A 20,005-nucleotide genomic window follows, 5' to 3' on the forward strand; every position below is an offset into this window, starting at 1 on the left:
AGCAATTGAGCATGAACGACCCACTCGATCACGATTTGGCCCTGGCCGCCGCGCCCAGCGCAGCGCCCGCAGCGCCTGAACTGTCGCAACTGTTGCTGCATTTGCTCAAGGGCGTGCTCTACCGCGAAGAAGATGAGCGCCTGTGGGCCAGCCTGCTGCGCTTGCAGGCGCGGGTGCGGGAGCAGGCCGCGGTGCTGTTGCTGGACTTGGTGCAAGACGAGGCCGAGGGCCACGCCTTCCTCAAGAGCCGCCCAGACCCGGACGAAGCCGAGGGCGCGCCGCGCCTGCCCAGGCTGGTGGCGCGCCGGCCCTTGTCTTACCCGGTCAGCCTGATGCTGGCCCTGCTCAGAAAGCGCATGGCCGAGTTCGACGCCGGTGCGGGCGACACGCGGCTGGTGCTCTCGCGCGACGAGATCGCCGAGTTGGTGCGCGTGTTCCTGCCCGATGGCACGAACGAGGCGCGCTTGATCGACCAAGTGGACGCGACCCTGAGCAAAGTGGTGGAGCTGGGCTTTTTGCGCCGCCTCAAGCCCACGGCCGGCAGCGGCCAGACCGCGCGGCAGGAGCGCAGCCACTACGAAGTGCGGCGCATCCTAAAAGCCTTTGTCGATGCGCAGTGGCTGGCCGAGTTTGAGGCGCGGCTGGAGGGCTATCGCACGGCCTTGTCGGGCTCAGGCAGCGAGCCCGGTGCAGCACGGGAGGCGACCGATGCTTGAAGCGCCCACAATTGGCCTGGACTTCGTGGCCGACGACAGCCGGGTGGGCTTCAGGCTGCAACGGCTGGAGGTGCTCAATTGGGGCACCTTCGACCAGCGTGTCTGGCGCTACGAGCTCGATGGCCGCAACGGCCTGCTCACGGGCGACATCGGTTCGGGCAAATCGACCTTGGTCGATGCCATCACCACGCTGCTGGTGCCGGCGCAGCGCGTGGCCTACAACAAGGCCGCCGGGGCCGATGCCCGCGAGCGCAGCTTGCGCTCCTACGTGCTGGGCCACTACAAGAGCGAGCGCAACGAGGTCACCGGGAGCAGCAGGCCGGTGGCGCTGCGCGATGCGTCGAGCTACTCGGTCATCCTGGCGGTGTTTCGCAACGAGGGCTATGACCAGGCCGTGACGCTGGCCCAGGTGTTCTGGCTGAAAGACCCGCAGGGCCAGCCCGCGCGCCTGTTCGTGGCGGCCGAGCGGGCGCTGGCCATTGCCGACGACTTCAGCGGCTTTGGCAGCGACATCGCCGGCTTGCGCAAGAAGCTGCGCGGCGCGGGCTGCGAGCTGTTCGAGGGCTTCCCGCCTTACGGGGCCTGGTTTCGCCGCCGCTTCGGCATCGAGCACGAGCAGGCGCTGGAGCTGTTCCATCAGACGGTGTCGATGAAGTCGGTGGGCAACCTCACCGATTTCGTGCGCAGCCACATGCTGGAGCCCTTCGATGTGGCCAGCCGCATCGAGGCCCTGATCCGCCACTTCGACGACCTGGACCGCGCGCACCAGGCCGTGCTCAAGGCCAAGCGCCAAGTCGAGTTGCTGGCGCCGCTGGTTGCCGATGGCCAGCGCCACAAGGCCCTGCTGGCCGAAATCCAGGGCTGGCGCGAGGGGCGCGAGGCGCTGCGGCCCTACTTTGCCCGGCTCAAGGGCGAGCTGCTGGAGCACCGTCTGGCCTTGCTGGCGCAGGATGCCGCCCGGCTCGAAGCCCAGATCGAGCGCCTGGACGCGCAGCGCGAGGCCGAGCGCCTGGAAGTGGGCCAACTGGAGCGCGCCTTGCGCGACAACGGCGGCGACCGGCTGGAGGAACTGGCGGCGCAGATTCGCCGCCTGGAGCAGGACAAGGTGCAGCGGCAAAAGCGGTCTGACCGCTTGCACGAGCTGCTGGCCCGCATCGACGAGGCAGCACCCGGCGATGAAGCCGGTTTTCTGGCGCAGCAGCAGGGCATTGCCCAGCGTGCCGAAGGCTTGCGCGAGCAAATCGCCGACCTCGACAACCGCGAACGCGAGCAGGACTTCGCGTTTCGCAAGGGCCGTGAGGAGCACGCCGCCTTGTCCGACGAGATCGAGAGCCTGGAGCGGCGCAAGAGCAACATCGACGCCGCCCAGGTTCGCATCCGCGAGGCGCTGTGCGCGGCGCTGGCGATCGACGAAGGCGAACTGCCCTTTGCGGGCGAGCTCATGCAGGTGCGCGACGACGAGCGCGATTGGGAAGGCGCTGCCGAGCGCTTGCTGCGCGGCTTTGGCCTGGCGCTGCTGGTGCCCGAGGCCCACTACCCGGCGCTGGCGCAATGGGTGGAGCGCCAGCATCTGGGTGCGCGGCTGGTGTATTTTCATGTGCGGCAGCGGAAGGCCGCGCAGGGCGCGGCCAGCCCGCAGCCGCAATCGCTGCTGCGCAAGCTCCTCATCAAGCCGGATTCGCCGCACGCCGAGTGGCTGGAGCAGGAGCTGCGCAACCGCTTTGACGTGTCCTGCTGCGACTCCGATGAGCAGTTCCGGCGCGAGGCCCGCGCCATCACGCGCGCCGGCCAGATCAAAGACCCAACGGGCCGCCACGAGAAGGACGACCGCCGCCGCATCGACGACCGCAGCCGCTACGTGCTGGGCTGGAGCAACGCCGACAAGCTGCGCGCCTTGCGCGACCAGCGCCAGCGCCTGGAGCAGCAACTCGCCACGCTGGGGCAGGGCATCGCCGCACTGCAGCAGGCGCGCAAAGAACTGCGAGGCCGGCTGGATGCACTCAGCAAGCTGGAGGAGTTCACGCGCTTTGCCGACATCGACTGGATGAGCCTGGCGCGCGAAATGGCCGCGCTCACCGAGGAGCGGGCGCGGCTCGAAGCCGCATCCAACACCCTGCAAGAGTTGGGGCGCCAGTTGCAGGCGGTGCAAGGCCGGCTGACTGATACCGAAAACAAGCGCGCCGAGGCGCTGGACAAGCGCGGGGAGGGCAGAGCCAAGCGTGCGGCGGCGCAAGAGCTGCGCGATCAGGCCCGCGCTGCCAGCCAAGCCATGCCGCTCGAGGCGCAGCAGATCGAGCGCCTGGACGGCTGGCGCGCGCAAGCGCTGGGTGCGCATCAACTGTCGGTAGAGTCCTGCGACAACCGCGAGCAGGAGCTGCGCAAGTGGCTGCAAGACCGCATCGACGCCGAAGACAAGCGCCTGGCGCGCCTGAGCGAGCGCATCATCAACGCCATGCGCGGTGTCAAAGAGGAATTCAAGGCCGAAACCAGCGAGATGGACGTGGCCCTTGCGGCGCTGCCGGAGTACGAGCGCATGCTCAGCGGCCTTAAGGGTGACGACCTGCCGCGCTTCGAGGCGCGCTTCAAGGAACTGCTCAACGTCAACACCATCAACGAGATTGCCCACTTCAACGCCCAACTGGCACGCGAGCGCGAGACCATCAAGGAGCGCGTCAACCTCATCAACCAGTCGCTGCAGGCGATCGACTACAACCCCGGCCGCACCATCAAGCTGCTGGCGCAGCCCAGCCCGGATGCCGAAATCCGCGACTTCCAGCAAGACTTGCGCGCCTGCACCGAAGGCGCGCTGACCGCCGCTGCCGACGAGCAGTATTCGGAAGCCAAGTTTTTGCAGGTCAAGGCCATCATCGACCGCTTCCGTGGCCGGGAGGGGCTGGCGGACGCCGACCGGCGCTGGACCGCCAAGGTCAGCGATGTGCGCAACGGCTTTTTGTTTTCGGCCAGCGAGCGCTGGCGCGCCGACGGGGCCGAGCACGAGCACTACTCGGACTCGGGCGGCAAGTCGGGCGGCCAGAAAGAAAAATTGGCCTACACCGTGCTGGCCGCGAGCCTGGCCTACCAGTTTGGGCTGGAGTGGGGGGCGGTGCGTTCGCGCTCGTTTCGCTTCGTGGTCATCGACGAGGCTTTCGGGCGCGGCTCGGACGAATCGGCGCAGTACGGCTTGCGCCTGTTCCAGCAGCTCAACCTGCAGTTGTTGATCGTCACGCCGCTGCAAAAAATCCACATCATCGAGCCCTACGTGGCCAGCGTGGGCTTCGTACACAACGAGGGCGGGCGCGATTCCAGGCTGCGCTGCCTGTCGATCGAGGAGTACCGGGCGCACAAAGCGGCCGAGACCGCGCCCGGCTTGGGCGACGCCAGCGCGGCCATTGGCGGCGCGCCCGCATGAGCTGGACCCTGCCGGCCGACCTGCGCGCCCAGGTCCAGCGCCTGTGGGAGCGCGGCGATTTGCTGCGCGCGGCGGTGGACGCGGGTGCCGTGGCGTGGCCCCTGCGCCTGAGCCTGAAAGCCCCGAGCGCGGCCGATTTGTCCGAGCGCTTCGAGGCGGTGCGCGACTGGGTGCGCGCCATCTCCGACACGGAGCAGGTGCGCATCGAATGGCGCGATTGGAACCATCGGGTACAGGGCGCGCAGCGGCTGCCGGCGGCGCTGTGGCTCGACTCCCTGCCAGCGGCCTTGGCCTTCATCGGCAAGGCGCGCCAGGCCCAGCGCTTCCAGGCGCTGTGGCAGCAGACGGCCGCTGCGCAACCGGCGCTGCTGGCGTGGTTGCGCAAGCGCCCGCTGCAGGCGCTGGACTTGGCCGAGCGCTGGGAGCGCCTGCTGGCCGTGGTGGCTTGGCTGCAGGCGCACCCGCGCCCGGGCGTTTATCTGCGCCAGGTGGACGCACCGGGGGTGCACAGCAAGTTCATCGAGGCGCACCGGGGCGTGTTGGCCGAGCTGCTGGAGCTGGCCTTGCCGCCCGATTGCATCAACACCCAAGCCAGCGGCGGGGCGCAATTTGCCCGCCGCTTCGGCTTCCTAGACAAGCCGCTGCGCATTCGTTTTCGCTTGCTCGACCCGGCCCTGCCGAGCCTGCTCGGCCTGCCCAACTGCGCGAGCCTGCCCGGCTTGACCGACAGCGCGCTGCTGCCCGACCTCACGCTCGATGCGGCCAGTTTTGCCCGCCTCGCGCTGCCCGTCGAGCGCGTGTTCATCACCGAGAACGAGACCAACTTCCTCGCTTTCCCGCCAGTGGCGCGCGCCCTGGTGGTCTTTGGTGAGGGCTACGGCTGGGAGGCGCTGGCGCGCGCCGAGTGGCTGCAGCGCTGCCCGCTGCACTACTGGGGCGACATCGACACCCACGGTTTTGCCATCTTGGACCAACTCCGGGGCCACTTCCCGCGCGCCGCGTCCTTGCTCATGGACCGCCAGACGCTGCTGGCACACCGCGCGCACTGGGGCGAGGAGCCCGATCCCGTGCGCCACGACTTGCCGCGCCTGACGCCCGAGGAGGCCGCCGTGTATGATGAACTGCGCTTCGAGCGCCTGCAACCCAGGCTGCGGCTGGAGCAGGAGCGAGTGGGTTTTGGGTGCTTGATCGGGCGGCTGCGCTGAGTCAATTCAAGCAAGGACAACGGAAATGAAAGTGCGCAGGCCAGGCAACGGCCACCCAACGTGCTCCACCTAGCTGGTTCGACAAGAGCCGATTTGCACACCAGCCGCCCATCATGCACCCCCTCATCCCCGAATCCGAAGTCGAGTTCAGCGCCATCCGTGCGCAGGGACCGGGTGGTCAGCACGTCAACAAGGCCTCCACGGCCGTGCACCTGCGCTTCGACATCGCGGCCTCCTCGCTGCCCGCAGCAATTAAAGAGCGGCTGCTGGCCCGGTCGGATAGCCGAATCTCTGCCGACGGGGTGCTGGTGATCAAGGCGCAAGGCTCGCGCAGCCTAGAGAGCAACAAGGCCGAGGCCATGGCCCGCCTGCACGCGCTCATCGAGCGCGCCGCGCACGTGCCCAAGCCCCGCAAACCCACCCGGCCCACCTACGGCTCCCAGCAGCGCCGCCTGGAGGGCAAGGCGCAACGGTCATCGCTCAAAATCGGGCGCGGCAAAGTTTCTGAGTAGCCGCAACCCGGCCCCCGCTCCGTTGTTCAACCAGGGGAGCTACCACATCACCGGCCCGCCTTTGGCCAAGGCGCGCTGGTAGGCCGGGCGCGCTTGCACCCGCTCCAGCCAGGCGTGGATGTGAGGCCATTTTTTGCGGGCCGCGCTACCGGGTGCGCCACCCAAGCGCGTGAGCGCGGCTTCTAGGGGATAGCTCATTTGAAAATCGGCCAGGCTCAGGTGTGCGCCGGCAAACCAGGGCCGCTGCGCCAGCTCTTGCTCGATGTAGGGCAGGGCGGTTTGCAGGTTCGGGTCGATCAGCTTGTGCTGCACCTGCTGGCAGACGTAGTGCACGATCGGCTGCACCACGGGGCGCACAAAAAAGGGCATGGGCTGGCGCGGCAGCATCTGGAACACCAGCTTCATGAGCAGCCACGGCATCAGCGAGCCTTCGGCGTAGTGCAGCCAGAAGCGGCACTGCCGGTGCTCGGGCGTGCCGGGTGCGGGCACCAGTTGCGCCAGATCGCCGCTGGCGCGCTCGGGGAAGGTCTCGGCCAGGTATTCCAAAATGGCACCCGATTCGGCCAGCACCAGTTCGCCGTGGCCCAGCACCGGCGATTTACCCAGCGGATGCACGGCCTTGAGCTCGGGCGGCGCCAGCCGGTTGCTGCGCTGGCGGGCATAGGTTTTGAGCTCGTAGGGCAGGCCCATTTCTTCCAGCAGCCAGAGGATGCGCTGCGAGCGCGATTGCTCTAGGTGGTGCAGCACCAGCGGCTGGGTGTGGGGATCGGTGGAATGGGTGGGAGTGTTCATGTGGGGTGATTGTCCTAAGCGGGGTCGGTGGCCGCCTCAACCGGTGTTGCGCAGCCCGGCAGCGATGCCGTTGATGGTCAGGTGGATGCCGCGCTTGACCTTTTCGGCGGTATTGCCGCTGCGGTGGCGCGCGATCAGCTCGACTTGCAGGTGGTGCAGCGGGTCGATGTAGGGGAAGCGCTGCTCGATCGAGCGCGCCAGCGCCGGGTTGTCGGCCAGCCGCTCGCCCTGCCCGGTGATGAGCGTCAGGGCGGCCTGGGTGCGCTGCCATTCGGCCTCGATGCGGCCAAAAATGCGCTGGCGCAGCGCGGCATCGGGCAGCAGCTCGGCGTAGCGGCGCGCGAGCGACAAATCGCTTTTGGCCAGCACCATGTCGATGTTGGAGACCAGGGTGCTGAAAAACGGCCAGTGGCGGTGCATCTGGCGCAGCAGGCGCTGGGCGCGCCCGTGCCCCAGTTCGGCACCTAGGGCCTCGACGGCGCTGCCCAGCCCATACCAGCCCGGCAGCGTGAGGCGGCACTGGCCCCAACTGAATCCCCAGGGGATGGCGCGCAGGTCTTCGATGCGCTGGTTGGCTTTGCGCGAGGCCGGGCGCGAGCCGATGTGGAGCTCGGCGATTTCGCGGATCGGGGTGGCGCTGAAAAAATAATCGGCAAAACCCGGCGTTTCATAGACCAGATCGCGGTAGGCGGCCATGCTGGCATCCGACAGGCGCTGGGCAGCGCGCAAAAACCTCGGCGGCACCGCCAGCCCCGGCGGCAGTAGGGTGGCCTCCAGCGTGGCGGCCACCAGCGTTTCGAGGTTGCGCCGCCCGATGTCGGGGTTAGCGTACTTGGAGCCGATCACCTCGCCTTGTTCGGTCAGGCGGATCTGGCCGCGCACGGTGCCCGGCGGTTGCGCCAATATGGCTTGGTAGCTTGGGCCGCCGCCTCGCCCCACGGTGCCGCCACGGCCATGAAACAGGCGCAGGGCTATGGGCTGGCCGAACTCGGTGCCGAGCCGGTCGAACAGCGCCGCCAGCGCGGTTTCGGCCTGGTACAGCTCCCAGTTGCTGGTGATGATGCCGCCGTCTTTGTTGCTGTCGGAGTAGCCGAGCATGATTTCCTGCTCGCCGTACTCCAGCGCACCGGCGCGGCGCAGCATCGGTTCGATGCCGGGCAGGCGCAGATAGGCCTCCATGATGGCGCTGGCCTGGCGCAGGTCGGGGATGGTCTCGAACAGCGGCACCACGATCAGCTCGGCGCGCGCGGCCCCGTCCAAGGTGCCGTGCAGCAGCCCGGCCTCTTTTTGCAGCAGCAGCACTTCGAGCAGGTCGCTCACGCTCTCGGTGTGGCTGATGATGGCGTGCCGGATCGCGGCCGCCCCGTAGCGCTGGCGCGCCTGGCGTGCGGCCTCGAAGATCGCCAGCTCGCTCAGGGTGTGCGGCTGGTAGCTGGCTTCGGGCAGGCGCAGCGGCCGCACGTCGTTGAGCTGGCGCAGCAGCAGCGCCTGCTTGGCGGCTTCGTCGAGGCCGCTGTAATCGGCCTCGATGCGCGCCTGCGCCAGCAAGTCGGCCAGCGCCGCCTCGTGTTGATCGGAGCTTTGGCGCAAGTCCAGCGTGGCCAGATGAAAGCCAAACACCTCGACGGCGCGCAGCAGCGGGCGCAGGCGCGCTTGGGCCAAGGCGGCGCAACCCTGTTCGCTCAAGGCGGCGTCGAGCAGGCGCAGATCGGCCAAAAAGGCCTCGGCGCTGGGGTAGGGTTGTTGCGGGGCGACGGCGTGGCGCGTGGCGTGGCCGCCGGTGAGCTCGGTCAGGGTGGCGGCCAAGCGGGCATAGACGCCGGTGAGGGCGCGCCGGTAGGGTTCGTCCTGGCGGTGCGCGTTGGTGTCGGGCGAGCGCTCGGCCAGCGCCTGCATGGCGGCGGGCACCGGCAGCAGCATTGCCGAGAGCGAGAGCTCGCTGCCGAGCCAGTGCACCTCGGTCAGGTGGTGGCGCAAGATCAGGTCGGCTTGGCGCTGCAGCGCCAGCCGCAGCGTGCAGTCCGTGACGTTCGGGTTGCCGTCGCGGTCGCCGCCGATCCACTGGCCCAGGCGCAAAAAAGGCGGCACCGGCTGGCCTGCTAGCGCCGCCTCCAGGCTGCGGTAGAGCCGGGGCAGTTCGGGGATGAAGGTGCTTTGGTAGTAGCCGAGCGCGTTTTCGATTTCGTCGGCCACGCTGAGCTTGGTGAAACGCAGCAAGCGGGTGTGCCAGAGCTGCAAGATGCGCGCGCGCATCTGCGCTTCGTTCTCGTCCCGGTTGCGCGCCAGCGCCAGGCCGTCGCGCTGGGCCAGCAGGCGCGCCAGTTCGCGTTCGGCGTCCAGAATGCTCTTGCGCTGCACCTCGGTCGGGTGCGCGGTGAGCACCGGGGCCACGTGCGCGTTTTGCAGCGCCTGTGCCCACTGCGCACGGCCCACGCCGGCTTGCTGCAGGCGGCCCCAGGTGTGCGCCAAGCTGCCGGGCTGGATGCGCCCGGCCTGCTCGTGCACGGCGCGGCGGCGGATGTGGTGCCGGTCTTCGGCCAAGTTGGCCAGGTGGCTGAAGTAGGTGAAGGCGCGGATCACGCTCACCGCTTGGTCGTCGCTCAGGCCCTGCAGCAGGCGCTTGAGCTGGCGGTCGGCAGACTGGTCGGCGTCGCGCCGGAAGGCCACCGCCAACTGGCGGATCTGCTCGATCAGCCCGAAAATTTCGGCACCCTCTTGCTCGCGGATCACGTCGCCGAGCAAGCGGCCGAGCAGGCGGATGTCGTCGATCAGGGGCTGGTCTTTTTTTGCCATCGGGATTCAAAGAGCGCAGCGCCAGCGCTCGCTCGGGAGGGTTCGCAGGAGGTGGTTTTCAGGCGGGGGCGGGGCCTTGCTCCATGGCTTTGGCCAAGGTTTTGCCCAGTTCCACGCCCCACTGATCATAGGCGTTAATGCCCCAGATGGCGGCTTGGCAAAAGACTTTGTGTTCGTACAGCGCCACCAACGCCCCCAGTGCATGCGGTGTGAGTGCGGGCAACCACAGGGTGCTGTTGGGCACGTTGCCGGCAAAGCGGCGGTGTGGCCACAGCGCCTGCACCTGGGGTTCAGACAGGCCGCTGGCGCGCAATTCGGCCTCGGTGTCGGCCCGGTCGCGCCCGACGGCCAGCGCCAGCGCCTGGGCGCGCAGGTTGAGCAGCACCACCCGGTGGTGTTCGGCCGCCAAGGGCAGCGGGGTGTCTTCCTGTTCCACGCCGATGAAATCCACTGGCACCCGGTGGCAGCCTTGGTGCAGCAGTTGAAAGTAGGCGTGTTGGCCGTCGATGCCCAGTCCGCCCCAGACGATCGGCCCGGTGGATACCTGCGCCGCGTCCCCATTCAGATGGGTGGATTTGCCGTTGGATTCCATGTCCAGTTGCTGCACAAAGCGGGTAAAGGCATCGAGCCGGCTCGGGTAGGGGGCCAGCAGGTGGGTGGGGCAATGCAGGAAGTTGCGGTTCCAGATGCCCAGCAACGCCATCAGCAGCGGCATGTTGTGCGCCGCATCAGCCGTCCAAAAGTGCTGGTCCATGGCGTGGCCGCCGCGCAAAAACTCACGAAACGCCTGCGCCCCGATCGCAATCGCCAGCGGCAGGCCGATGGCCGACCAGACCGAATAGCGCCCGCCCACCCAGTCCCAAAAACCAAAGGTGTGATCGCTGCGGTAGCCCTGCTGCGCCGCCATGGCGGGCGCTGCGGTGACGGCAATCAGATGGGGCGCCTGCTGCGCCGGGGTTTGCAGCCCATGCCCGTGCAGCCAGCGCCGCGCCGAGGCGGCCAGCGTGAGCGTCTCTTGGGTGGTGAAGGTTTTGCTCTGGACGATGAAGACGGTGCGCGCCGCATCGAGCGGGCGCAACACCCGGTGCAGGGCCCAAGCGTCGGGGTTGGAGACAAAGTGCACCCGCACCGGCGCGTTGCAAGCAAGGCTTTCGAGCGCGGCCACCGCCATGCGCGGCCCGAGGTCAGAGCCGCCGATGCCGAGGTTGACCACGTCGGTGATGCGCTGCCCGCTGTGGCCCAGCCAGTGGCCGCTGCGCAGGCGTTCGGCGGCCGCCAGAAAGCGGCCCAGTTCGGACTCGATGCGCTGCGCCAGCTCGGCCCCCCAAGGCGGGTTGGGCATGGCGCCCGCGCGCAGGGCGGGGTGCAACACGGCACGGCCTTCGGTGGAGTTGACCGGCTCGCCCCGGCACAGGGCTTGGGCCTGGGTGCCGACTTGGCAATCGGCTGCCAGCTCGAGCAAGGCGTCGAGCACCTCGGGCGTGACAGCCTGGTGCCGGGCGTCGAGCCGCAAGCCGGCGGCCTGCAGTTGCAAGCGCTGGCTGCGCCCGGTGTTGGGGGATGGTGAGGAGGCATCGGCGCGCAGCAGCTCGCGCAGATGCAGCTGGCCTTGTGCGGCCAGGGCTTGCAGGCGTTGCCAACTGGGGTGCCGCGTGGGTGCGGCAGCGGGGAGGGGTGGGTTGAAGGAGGTCAAGGGGGTTCCCGGATCAAAAGCGGCGCCTAGGGATTAGGCCTGTGCCGTGCCCAAGGGCGCTGCCGCAGCCGCGGCCACGGCGCAGGCTTGGCGCGCCAGCGTGGTGATGCGGGCCCAGTCGCCCAAGTCTAGCGCTGCCGCCGGGGTGATCCAGGAGCCGCCCACCAGCGCCACGTTGGGCAGGGACAGAAAGGCCCCGAGTTGCTCCAGCCCGATGCCGCCGGTGGGGCAAAAGCGCAATTCGGGCAAGGGGCCGGCCCATGCCTTGAGCAGCTCCACGCCGCCCAGCGGGACGGCAGGAAAGCACTTGAGCAGCCCAAAACCGGCTTCGTGCGCCAGCATGGCCTCGCTGGCGCTGGCCACACCGGGAATGAAAGGGAGCCGCATGGCCGCTGCCGCCGCCAGCAGGGTCGGGGTGCAACCCGGCGCGAGGGCAAAGCGGGCGCCGGCGTCGCGCACTGCCACCAGATCGGCCGGGCGCAACACGGTGCCTGCCCCCACCACCAACTCGGGCACTTGGCGTGCCAGCGTTTCGATGGCGGCCAGCGCCGCGGGCGTGCGCAGGGTGATCTCGATCGCATCGATCCCGCCCTCGAGCAGCGCATGGGCCAGCCGGACGGCCGCGTCGGCGCGGGCCAAGGCGACCACGGGCAACACGCGGGTACGAAAGGGGGGCAGTTGGCTGCGCTGCGGTTCGGGCGCATGGGGCGCAGCGGTGGCGTGCGCTGGGGCTGGGGTGGCGGTCATGGCTGGGGGCGGCTGGGATTTGAGGGCAGGGGGCTGGATGGGGGTGGCAAAACGCGCTGGCGTTCAGTGGTTGCCAAACAGGGCCGAGCCACCGCATTCGGGCAAGCCAGCGTGGCGCCTAAAGAGCGCAAACAGCTCGCGCCCAAAGCCGTGCTCATTGGCGCCCAAGTCGATGCGCTGGCCGCTGCGCGCGCTCCATTGCTCGGCTTCGACCTCGACTTGCAGCAAGCCCGCTTCGCAGTCGAACAGCACCATGTCGCCGTCGCGCACCTTGGCGATCGGGCCATCGAGCAGCGCTTCGGGGCTGAGGTGGATGGCGGCGGGCACCTTGCCCGAAGCGCCCGACATGCGGCCATCGGTGACCAGCGCCACCTTGAAGCCTCGGTCCAGCAGGCTGCCCAGCACCGGGGTGAGCTTGTGCAGTTCGGGCATGCCATTGGCCTGCGGGCCCTGAAAGCGCAGCACGGCCACAAAATCGCGCTCCAACTGCCCGGCCTTGAACAAATCGAGCAGCGCCTGCTGGCTGTCGAGCACCAGCGCCGGGGCGCGCACGCGCCGGTGTTCGGGCGCCACCGCCGAGTACTTGACCACCGAGCGGCCCAAGTTGCCCTGCAACAGCTTGATCCCGCCGTCCGGGCTGAAGGGCCGGCTGACTGGGCGCAGCACCTGCTCGTCGGCCGATTGCTGCGCCGCCGCCCGCCACGCCAGTTGGCCAGCGTCGAGCCAGGGCTCTTGGGCGCAGCGGTGCAGGCCCGGCCCCATGACGGTTTGCACGTCCTCGTGCAGCAACCCGGCGCCGAGGAGTTGGTCGATCAAGAAACCCATGCCGCCGGCGGCGTGAAAGTGGTTCACGTCGGCCTTGCCGTTCGGGTAGATGCGCGTCAGCAGCGGAATGGCGCTTGAGAGGTCGGCAAAATCGTCCCAGTTGATGAGGATGCCGGCGGCGCGCGCCACCGCCACCAGATGGATCGTGTGGTTGGTCGAACCACCGGTGGCCAGCAGCCCGATGATGCCGTTGACCACCGTTTTTTCGCTCACGATGTCGGCCAGCGTCTGCGGCGCTTCGGCGCGCGCCAGCTCCAGCAGGCGCTGCACCGCATGGCGGTTCAGGGCTTGGCGCAGTTCGGTGCCCGGATGCACGAACGAGGAGCCTGGCAATTGCAGGCCCATGATCTCGAGCAGCATCTGGTTCGAGTTGGCGGTGCCGTAGAAGGTGCAGGTGCCGGGGCCGTGGTAGGCGGCTTCTTCGGCTGCCAGCAAGGTGGCCCGGTCGACCAGGCCTTGGGCGTGCTGCTGGCGCACCTTGGCTTTTTCGTCGTTGGCCAAGCCCGAACTCATGGGGCCAGCGGGCACGAACAGCATCGGCAAATGCCCAAACTGCAAGGCCCCGATCAACAGGCCGGGCACGATCTTGTCGCAAATGCCCAGCAACAAGGCGCCGTCGTAGACGTTGTGCGTCAGGGCCACGGCGGTGCCCAACGCGATCACGTCGCGCGAAAAGAGCGACAACTCCATGCCTTCGTAGCCTTGGGTGACGCCGTCGCACATGGCGGGCACGCCACCCGCAACCTGCGCCGTGGCGCCCAGCTCGCGCGCCCACGCCCGCAACTGGGCCGGGTAGTTTTCATAGGGCTGGTGCGCCGACAGCATGTCGTTGTAGGCGGTGACGATGCCCACATTGGGCTGGCGCTCTTGGTGCAGCACCAGCTTGTCGGATGCGGGCATGGCGGCAAAGGCGTGCGCGACGTTGGCGCAACCCATGCCGGCGCGGTAGCGCTGCGGGCGCTTGGAGGCGACCGTGGTTTGCAAATAGGTGGCGCGGGTGGCGCGGCTGCGCTCGACGATGCGCTGCGTCACGCGCACCAGCGCGTCGTGCAAGGGTGGGGCAGGGGTGGGTTGCATGATCAGGGGGCCATCCAAATATCGATCGGGCCAGCGGCCCGCTCCAACACAAACGAAACCGGCAAAGCGGGCGAAGGGGCTGCCAGGGCGCGCTGGTACACCGCCAGCTTGACCGCACCGGCCAAGGCCAGGTGGCGCTGGCGTGCGGCCAGCACCCAGGCGCGCGTAAGCGTCAGGCGTGGGTGCTCTGCCGTGCGCGGCAGCGTATGCACCACCGGCTGCGTGCCGTGCAGCGCCTCGTGCAAACCGGGGCTGTCGGGGAACCACGAGGCGGTGTGGCCGTCGTCGCCCATGCCCAGCAGCAGCACGTCGAGCACGTCCCCGAGCGCGCGCAGGCGCTGGCTGGCGCGTTCGGCCAAGGCGGGGGCGGCGCGGAGCGCAGCCGCTGTAGGGTCAGCAGGGTCTGCAAGCTCCTCAGCCTGTTCGTTCAAGCCCAATGGCCAAGGAGGTGGGTCAAGCCAAGCCGTGAAGCGCGCCTGCGCCGCCACACCTTGCAGCAAGTGCTTGCGCACCAAGAGGGCGTTGCTGTCGGGGTGCTGTTCGGGTACGCAGCGCTCATCGACCAGCGTGAGGTGCACCCGCGCCCAATCCACGTCTTGCTGGCGCAACTGCTCGAACAAGGCAATGGGCGAACGCCCGCCCGAAACCGCCAGCGTGGCCCGGCCGCGCTGCGCGATGGCCGTCTGCAACTGCCCGGCTATGCACTGTGCCTGCGCCAAGGCCATGGAGGCCGGGCAGGCGCAGCGGTGTTCGCGCACACCCGGTGGGCGCGCAACGGCCGGTTCCGGCGCGGCAAGGGGAGGGGGGTTGGCGGCGCTCATGATTCCTCGAACCAGCTACAGCCCTCGCGGGCCATCAGGGCCGAGGAGGCGGCCGGGCCCCAAGTGCCCGCGGTGTAGGGGCGCGGCTTTTCGCCCAGCGCCTGCCAGCCCTGCAAGATCGGGTCCACCCACTTCCAGGCGGCTTCGAGTTCATCGCGCCGCATGAAGTGGGTCAGCCGTCCCTTGATCACGTCCACCAGCAGCCGCTCGTAGGCGTCGGCGCGCCGGCCTGCGAAGGCGGATTCGAGGTCTAGGTCGAGGAACACCGGCTTCATGTTCAGGCCCGAACCGGGGATTTTGGCCATCATCTGCAACTGGATCGACTCCTCGGGCTGCAAGGTGATGATGAGCCGATTCGGGTGTTCGTTGGGCGGCTGGGTGCCAAAGATGGAAAAGGGCGGCTGCGCAAAATCGATCACGATCTGCGAGCGCCGCGTTTGCAGCCGCTTGCCGGTGCGCAAAAAAAACGGCACCCCGGCCCAGCGCGCGTTGTTGATGTGGGTGCGCAGCGCCACAAAGGTTTCGGTCTGGCTATCGGGTGGGACGTTGGCCTCATCGAGGTAGCCGCACACCGATTCGCCCTGTGCCGCCCCGGCAATGTACTGGCCGCGCACGGTGTGCTGGCGCAGGGCTGCAGCATCGAGCCGTTGCAGGCTGCGCAAGACCTTGAGTTTTTCGTCGCGCACGTCGTCGGGGTCGAGCGATATGGGGGGCTCCATGGCCACGATGCACAGCAGTTGCAACAGGTGGTTTTGCACCATGTCGCGCAGGGCCCCGGTCTGGTCGTAAAAACCGGCACGGCTGCCCACGCCCACCGATTCGGCCACCGTGATTTGCACGCTGCGGATGCTGGGCGCGCGCCATAGCGGTTCGAAAATGGCATTGCCAAAGCGCAGCACCATCAGGTTTTGCACCGTTTCCTTGCCCAAATAGTGGTCGATGCGGTAGATTTGTTGCTCGCCAAAGTGGCGCGCCACCGCTTCGTTGATCACTTTGGCCGAAGGCAGGTCGTGGCCGAGCGGTTTTTCCAGCACCACCCGCGCTTGCGCATCGACCAGCCCGGCGCTGTCCAGGTGCTGGCAAATCTGGGTGAATAGGGTCGGGGCGGTGGCAAGGTAGAACACGCGTTGTGCCTGCGGCGTCAGGCAGGCGGCCAGCCGCGCGTAGTCGGCGGCTTGGGTGGCATCGAGCGGCACGTATTCGAGCCGTTGCAAAAACGCTTGCCACACCTCGGGCTGCATTTCGCTGGTGTCGATGTGTTGGGTGCTGGCCCCTTGCACAAATTCCACGTACTGGGCCGTGCTCCACGCCTGGCGGCCCAGCGCGATGATGCGGGTGGCCGTTGGCAGCCGCTGGTGCGCATGCGCCATGTACAGCGCCGGCAGCAGCTTGCGCCATGAGAGGTCGCCGGCCCCGCCAAAGATGAGCAGGTCGAGCGCTTGTTTCGTTGCTGCGGTCATGGAGGCATTCCGTTTTCTGGTGGGGGGTGACTGCATTGTAACTAAGTTACAAAAACAGGCGCGCGGCGAAACCACCGGTTGCAATCCAAATCTGGGCAAGGCAAAATGCCGGTGCTAGAAGTTTTTAATCCGTGCTGAGCGCTGGCGCTGGCGCTGGCGCTGGCGCCTCCATTGCAGGCAAGCTGATGCGCACCTCCAGCCCGCCTTCGGACGGATGCCGCAACGCCACCTCGCCACCGTGGCGCTGCACGATGTCGCGCACGATGGCCAGCCCCAAGCCGCAGCCATTGCCTTGCTGGGTGCCCCTGAAAAAGCGCTCGAAGGCGCGTTCGCGCAGCTCGGGCGCGATCCCGGGTCCGTTGTCGCGCACCCAGATCTGGAGCGGCTCCGAGGCCGAGTCGAGCCCGACCGTGATTTCGGCCCCCCTGCCTGCGTACAAAATGGCGTTGTCGATCAGGTTTGAGAGGACCTCGCGCAGCAGCGTGGGTTCGGCCCAGACCCAAGCGGCTGCGCCATCGCGGTGTTCCCAACCGAGGTCGATTTGGGCGCGCAAGGCTTTGGGCACCCATTCGGCCACCACGGTTTGCAGCAGCGCCAGCAAGTCGGTGCGCTGCATTTGGGGCAGCGGTGCACCGGGCTCGGAACGCGCCAGGCTCAACAACTGGTTCACGAGGTGGGCGCTGCGGGCGGCGCTCTCGTGCACCTTGGCCAGGCGCTGGCGCAATTCGGCGCGCTCGCTGGTTTCGAGTTGTTGCAGCGCCAGTTCGGTTTGCGCCTTTAGGCCCGCCAAGGGCGTGCGCAACTGGTGCGCGGCATCGCCGATGTAGCGCCGCTGCTGCTCTAGGTGCTGGCGTGCATCGGCCAGTAGGGTGTTGAGCGCCTGCGCCAGCGCGTGCAGCTCCAGCGGCGCGCCGTCGAGCTCGATCGGATCGAGTTTGCTGGCCGCACGGCCCTCGACTTGCTGCGTCAGGCGCCGGATCGGGGCCAGTCCGGCCTGAATCCCGAACCAAACGATCAGGCTCATCAAGACCATCAGGGTTGAAAGGGGCAGCAGCATATCCACCAAAATGCGCTCCACCAGTTGTTGGCGCGTGGTTTTGCTGCGCGCCACCTGAATCAGCACCTGCTGCCGGGCGGCCCCGAACTCGGCGTCGAGCAACTGGTACAAGGCCACTACCCGCACCTGCACCAGGGTGTCGCTGCCCGGCATCGAGGGCATCAGGCCATCGTAGAAAAACGGCTGATCTGGCTGCGGGTTGGCCTGCACCTCGGGCGGCGGAGGCGGCAAGGTGTGGTTGCCCAGGATGAAGCTGCCCGGCGGCGAGCTGACCATGTAAAACTGGCGGTCTTGCGGGTCGGCTTCGAGTATGGCCTGTGCGGCCCGCGGAAAATCGATCAGCAAGCCATCGCCCAGCGGTTTGAGCTGGCGCGCCAAGGCCCGGCTGGATTGCGCCAGCCCCATGTCGAGCGCCTGATCGACGTAGCTGGCGGCCAGCCGGTAGGCGGCGGCACCACCCGCGGCCCAGAGCACGATTTGCGGCAGCAACAGCCACAGCAGCAACTGGCGCGACAAGCGCAAACGGTGTCCCTTCAGGGGCGGCTTTGCAGCGGCCGGGGCAGTGGATGAAGCGGGGGCGCTCAAGGGGTTTCGGCCTCCATCAGATAGCCCAATCCGCGCACGGTTCGTATCAGCACGCTCGCGCCTTCGAGCTTGCGCCGCAAGCGGTGGATGTAAACCTCGATCGTGTTGCCGGGCCCGCTTTCGGCACCTTCGCCGGACCAGGTGGCGGCAATCTGGTCTTTGGTGACCACGTTGCCGCGTTGCTCGATCAGCAGATTGAGCAGCGACCACTCGCGCCCACTGAGTTCGAGCGCCGTGCCGTTGTGGGTGGCGCGCCGGCGCTCGGGTTCCAGCACCAGCCCCTGCCATTGCAGCGCCGTCTGCTGGGGCAGGCTGCGCCGCAGCAAGGCTTGCAAGCGGGCTTGCAATTCGGGCCAGTCAAAGGGTTTGGTCACGTAGTCGTCGGCCCCGGCTTCAAAGCCGGCCACCCGATCATCCAGCGCATCGCGTGCTGACAGCAGCAACACCGGCAGACCCGGATTGCTGCGGCGCAAGCGCTGCAACACGGTCAGGCCATCGACCATGGGCAGGCCAAGGTCGAGCACCGCAATGTCAAACGGTTGGTGCTCTAGCAAATACTCGGCCACTGCACCATTGGGCGCGTGCTGCACCGCATAACCCGCGCGGCCGAGTTGTTGCAGCAAAGCATCTGCCAGGAGGGGGTCGTCTTCGGCCAGCAGGAGCTTCATGGGAGTGGGTGCGATGGAATCAACGGCGCATCGAGACGGGGCATGGCGTATGCGGCTGGCGTTTGGGCCAGCTTGGCGCGCCCCGATGCAGACCCTTCATTGTGCCGTGCTTGCCCCCAAGCCGGCGGGCCCAGAGCGGGCCTTGGCTTCAGGGTTTAACCTGGTATTAATAAATTAATTGTTTGTTAAGATTTCGCCGCTGCCCGGTAACGGGTTCAGCCTCCCTCGGGCAGGCAGCGTCCTTCAAACCCCAAAGCTTCAGGAGACGATCCGATCATGCGCAAACTCATAGACATCAAGAAAACGCTGGTGGCTGCGGCCACCGTGCTGCTGACAGCCACCGCATTTGCCCAGACCACGGGCGGCGAGGTGGAGGTGCTGCACTGGTGGACCAGCGGCGGCGAGGCGCGCGCTGCGGCCGCGCTCAAGCAGCAGATGCAGCAGAAAGGCCACACCTGGCGCGATTTTGCCGTGGCCGGCGGCGGCGGCGACAACGCCATGACGGTGCTCAAGTCGCGCGTGATGGCGGGCAACCCGCCTTCGGCGGCGCAGATCAAAGGACCGTCGTTGCAAGAGTGGGGCGAGCTTGGGGTGCTGACCAACCTGAACGACGTGGCCCGCGCCGGCAACTGGGACAATTTGGTGCCGCGCGTGATCGGCGACATCATGAAACACAACGGCAACTGGATTGCGGTGCCGGTCAACGTGCACCGGGTCAATTGGCTCTGGACCAACCCCGAGGTGTTCAGGCGCGCTGGGGCCCGCGTGCCCACCAACTGGGACGAGTTTTTTGTCGCTGCCGAGGCGCTGCGCCGTGCCGGCGTGATTCCGCTGGCACACGGCGGGCAAAATTGGCAAGACTTCACCTTGTTTGAATCGGTCGCCTTGGGTGTGGGCGGCACCGATTTTTACCGCAGCGCGCAGGTGCAACTCGACCAGACCGCGCTGCGCAGCGCAACCATGACGCGCGTGCTCGAGACTTTTCGCCGCGTCAAGGCGCACACCGACCGCAACGCCCCCGGCCGCGACTGGAACCTGGCCACGGCGATGGTAATTCGGGGTGAAGCCGGCATGCAACTGATGGGCGACTGGGCCAAGGGCGAGTTCATTGCCGCCGGTCGGGTGCCGGGGCGTGACTTTGGCTGCGTGGCAGCGCCCGGCACCGCCAATGCCTTCACCTTCAACGTCGACTCCTTTGCCATGTTCCGCCTGCGCAACGAGGCCAACACCCGGGCCCAGCGCGATTTGGCCAACGCCATTTTGTCGCCGGAGTTCCAAGAGGTGTTCAACCTCAACAAGGGCTCGATCCCGGTGCGGCTGAACATGAACTTGGAGCGCTTCGATGAATGCGCCCGCATGAGCTCGCGCGATTTCGTGGAAACCGCGCGCCGTGGCACCTTGGTGCCCTCGATCGCGCACGGCATGGCGGTGCGTTCGGCGGCCTCGGGCGCCATGCAAGATGTGGTGAGCCAATTCTGGAACGACGACCGCGTGACGGTGCAAAACGCCCAAGAGCGGCTCGCCCGCGCGGCGCAGACGCGCTGATCCACGGCAGCCTTGTGGCTGATTTGGCTGCAATTTTGCAGTCTTGAAAGCGCAGGCGCGCACCCCGATCCGGGTGCCGCCTGCATGCCTGATTCCCAGG

14 protein-coding genes are annotated in these 20,005 nt (G+C 67.7%); 5 read left to right on the forward strand and 9 right to left on the reverse strand.

Annotated elements, in window-relative coordinates:
* Positions 1-11: 11 nt before the first annotated feature.
* The 4 genes from SRAA_RS04610 (at position 12) to arfB (ending at position 5,842) form a co-directional block, all read left to right on the forward strand.
* A complete protein-coding gene (locus SRAA_RS04610; protein ID WP_045531220.1) occupies positions 12-716 on the forward strand; it encodes a DUF4194 domain-containing protein in 705 nt (234 codons plus the stop codon).
* Complete coding sequence (locus SRAA_RS04615) at positions 709-4,125, forward strand: ATP-binding protein (protein WP_045531221.1); 3,417 nt, start codon at positions 709-711, stop codon at positions 4,123-4,125. Before SRAA_RS04610 ends, SRAA_RS04615 begins: the two co-directional genes overlap by 8 nt.
* Positions 4,122-5,330 carry a DUF3322 domain-containing protein gene (locus tag SRAA_RS04620; protein ID WP_045531222.1) on the forward strand — a complete coding sequence of 403 codons (1,209 nt, stop codon included), beginning with the start codon at positions 4,122-4,124 and terminating at the stop codon, positions 5,328-5,330. Before SRAA_RS04615 ends, SRAA_RS04620 begins: the two co-directional genes overlap by 4 nt.
* A 113-nt stretch (positions 5,331-5,443) precedes the next feature.
* Positions 5,444-5,842: an alternative ribosome rescue aminoacyl-tRNA hydrolase ArfB gene (gene arfB / locus SRAA_RS04625; protein ID WP_045531223.1), complete on the forward strand. Its 399-nt coding sequence runs from the start codon at positions 5,444-5,446 to the stop codon at positions 5,840-5,842.
* A 39-nt stretch (positions 5,843-5,881) separates the two neighbouring features.
* On the opposite strand, the gene SRAA_RS04630 is transcribed toward arfB, so the two are convergent.
* The 9 genes from SRAA_RS04630 to SRAA_RS04670 all read right to left on the reverse strand — a co-directional run bounded on the left by SRAA_RS04630 (position 5,882) and on the right by SRAA_RS04670 (position 18,360).
* Positions 5,882-6,634 carry a glutathione S-transferase family protein gene (locus tag SRAA_RS04630; RefSeq protein ID WP_045531224.1) on the reverse strand — a complete coding sequence of 251 codons (753 nt, stop codon included), beginning with the start codon at positions 6,632-6,634 and terminating at the stop codon, positions 5,882-5,884.
* Between the two features lie 36 nt (positions 6,635-6,670).
* Positions 6,671-9,427, reverse strand: a complete 2,757-nt coding sequence (ppc, locus tag SRAA_RS04635) for a phosphoenolpyruvate carboxylase (RefSeq protein WP_045531225.1) — start codon at positions 9,425-9,427, stop codon at positions 6,671-6,673.
* 58 nt (positions 9,428-9,485) lie between these two features.
* Positions 9,486-11,120, reverse strand: coding sequence for a glucose-6-phosphate isomerase (pgi, locus tag SRAA_RS04640; RefSeq protein WP_052467485.1), 1,635 nt, complete (start codon positions 11,118-11,120; stop codon positions 9,486-9,488).
* Between the two features lie 33 nt (positions 11,121-11,153).
* Complete coding sequence (eda, locus tag SRAA_RS04645) at positions 11,154-11,867, reverse strand: bifunctional 4-hydroxy-2-oxoglutarate aldolase/2-dehydro-3-deoxy-phosphogluconate aldolase (protein ID WP_082039911.1); 714 nt, start codon at positions 11,865-11,867, stop codon at positions 11,154-11,156.
* A gap of 63 nt (positions 11,868-11,930) precedes the next feature.
* A complete protein-coding gene (gene edd, locus SRAA_RS04650) occupies positions 11,931-13,769 on the reverse strand; it encodes a phosphogluconate dehydratase (protein ID WP_045533282.1) in 1,839 nt (612 codons plus the stop codon).
* A gap of 2 nt (positions 13,770-13,771) precedes the next feature.
* A complete protein-coding gene (gene pgl / locus SRAA_RS04655; RefSeq protein ID WP_052467486.1) occupies positions 13,772-14,590 on the reverse strand; it encodes a 6-phosphogluconolactonase in 819 nt (272 codons plus the stop codon).
* Positions 14,587-16,050, reverse strand: a complete 1,464-nt coding sequence (zwf, locus tag SRAA_RS04660; RefSeq protein ID WP_045531226.1) for a glucose-6-phosphate dehydrogenase — start codon at positions 16,048-16,050, stop codon at positions 14,587-14,589. The genes pgl and zwf overlap by 4 nt, the downstream gene beginning before the upstream one ends.
* A 124-nt stretch (positions 16,051-16,174) precedes the next feature.
* Positions 16,175-17,692 (reverse strand): sensor histidine kinase, encoded by a 1,518-nt coding sequence (locus tag SRAA_RS04665; RefSeq protein ID WP_231849336.1) that lies wholly within the window; start codon positions 17,690-17,692, stop codon positions 16,175-16,177.
* Positions 17,689-18,360: a response regulator transcription factor gene (locus SRAA_RS04670; RefSeq protein WP_045531227.1), complete on the reverse strand. Its 672-nt coding sequence runs from the start codon at positions 18,358-18,360 to the stop codon at positions 17,689-17,691. Before SRAA_RS04670 ends, SRAA_RS04665 begins: the two co-directional genes overlap by 4 nt.
* Before the next feature lie 276 nt (positions 18,361-18,636).
* On the opposite strand from SRAA_RS04670, the gene SRAA_RS04675 reads away from it, so the two are divergent.
* The gene (locus tag SRAA_RS04675; RefSeq protein WP_045531228.1) at positions 18,637-19,905 is read left to right on the forward strand and encodes an ABC transporter substrate-binding protein; all 1,269 of its coding nucleotides are present in this window, start codon (positions 18,637-18,639) and stop codon (positions 19,903-19,905) included.
* The last annotated feature ends 100 nt before the right edge of the window (positions 19,906-20,005 follow it).

It is taken from the genome of Serpentinimonas raichei, from assembly GCF_000828895.1.
GTDB lineage: Bacteria > Pseudomonadota > Gammaproteobacteria > Burkholderiales > Burkholderiaceae_C > Serpentinimonas > Serpentinimonas raichei.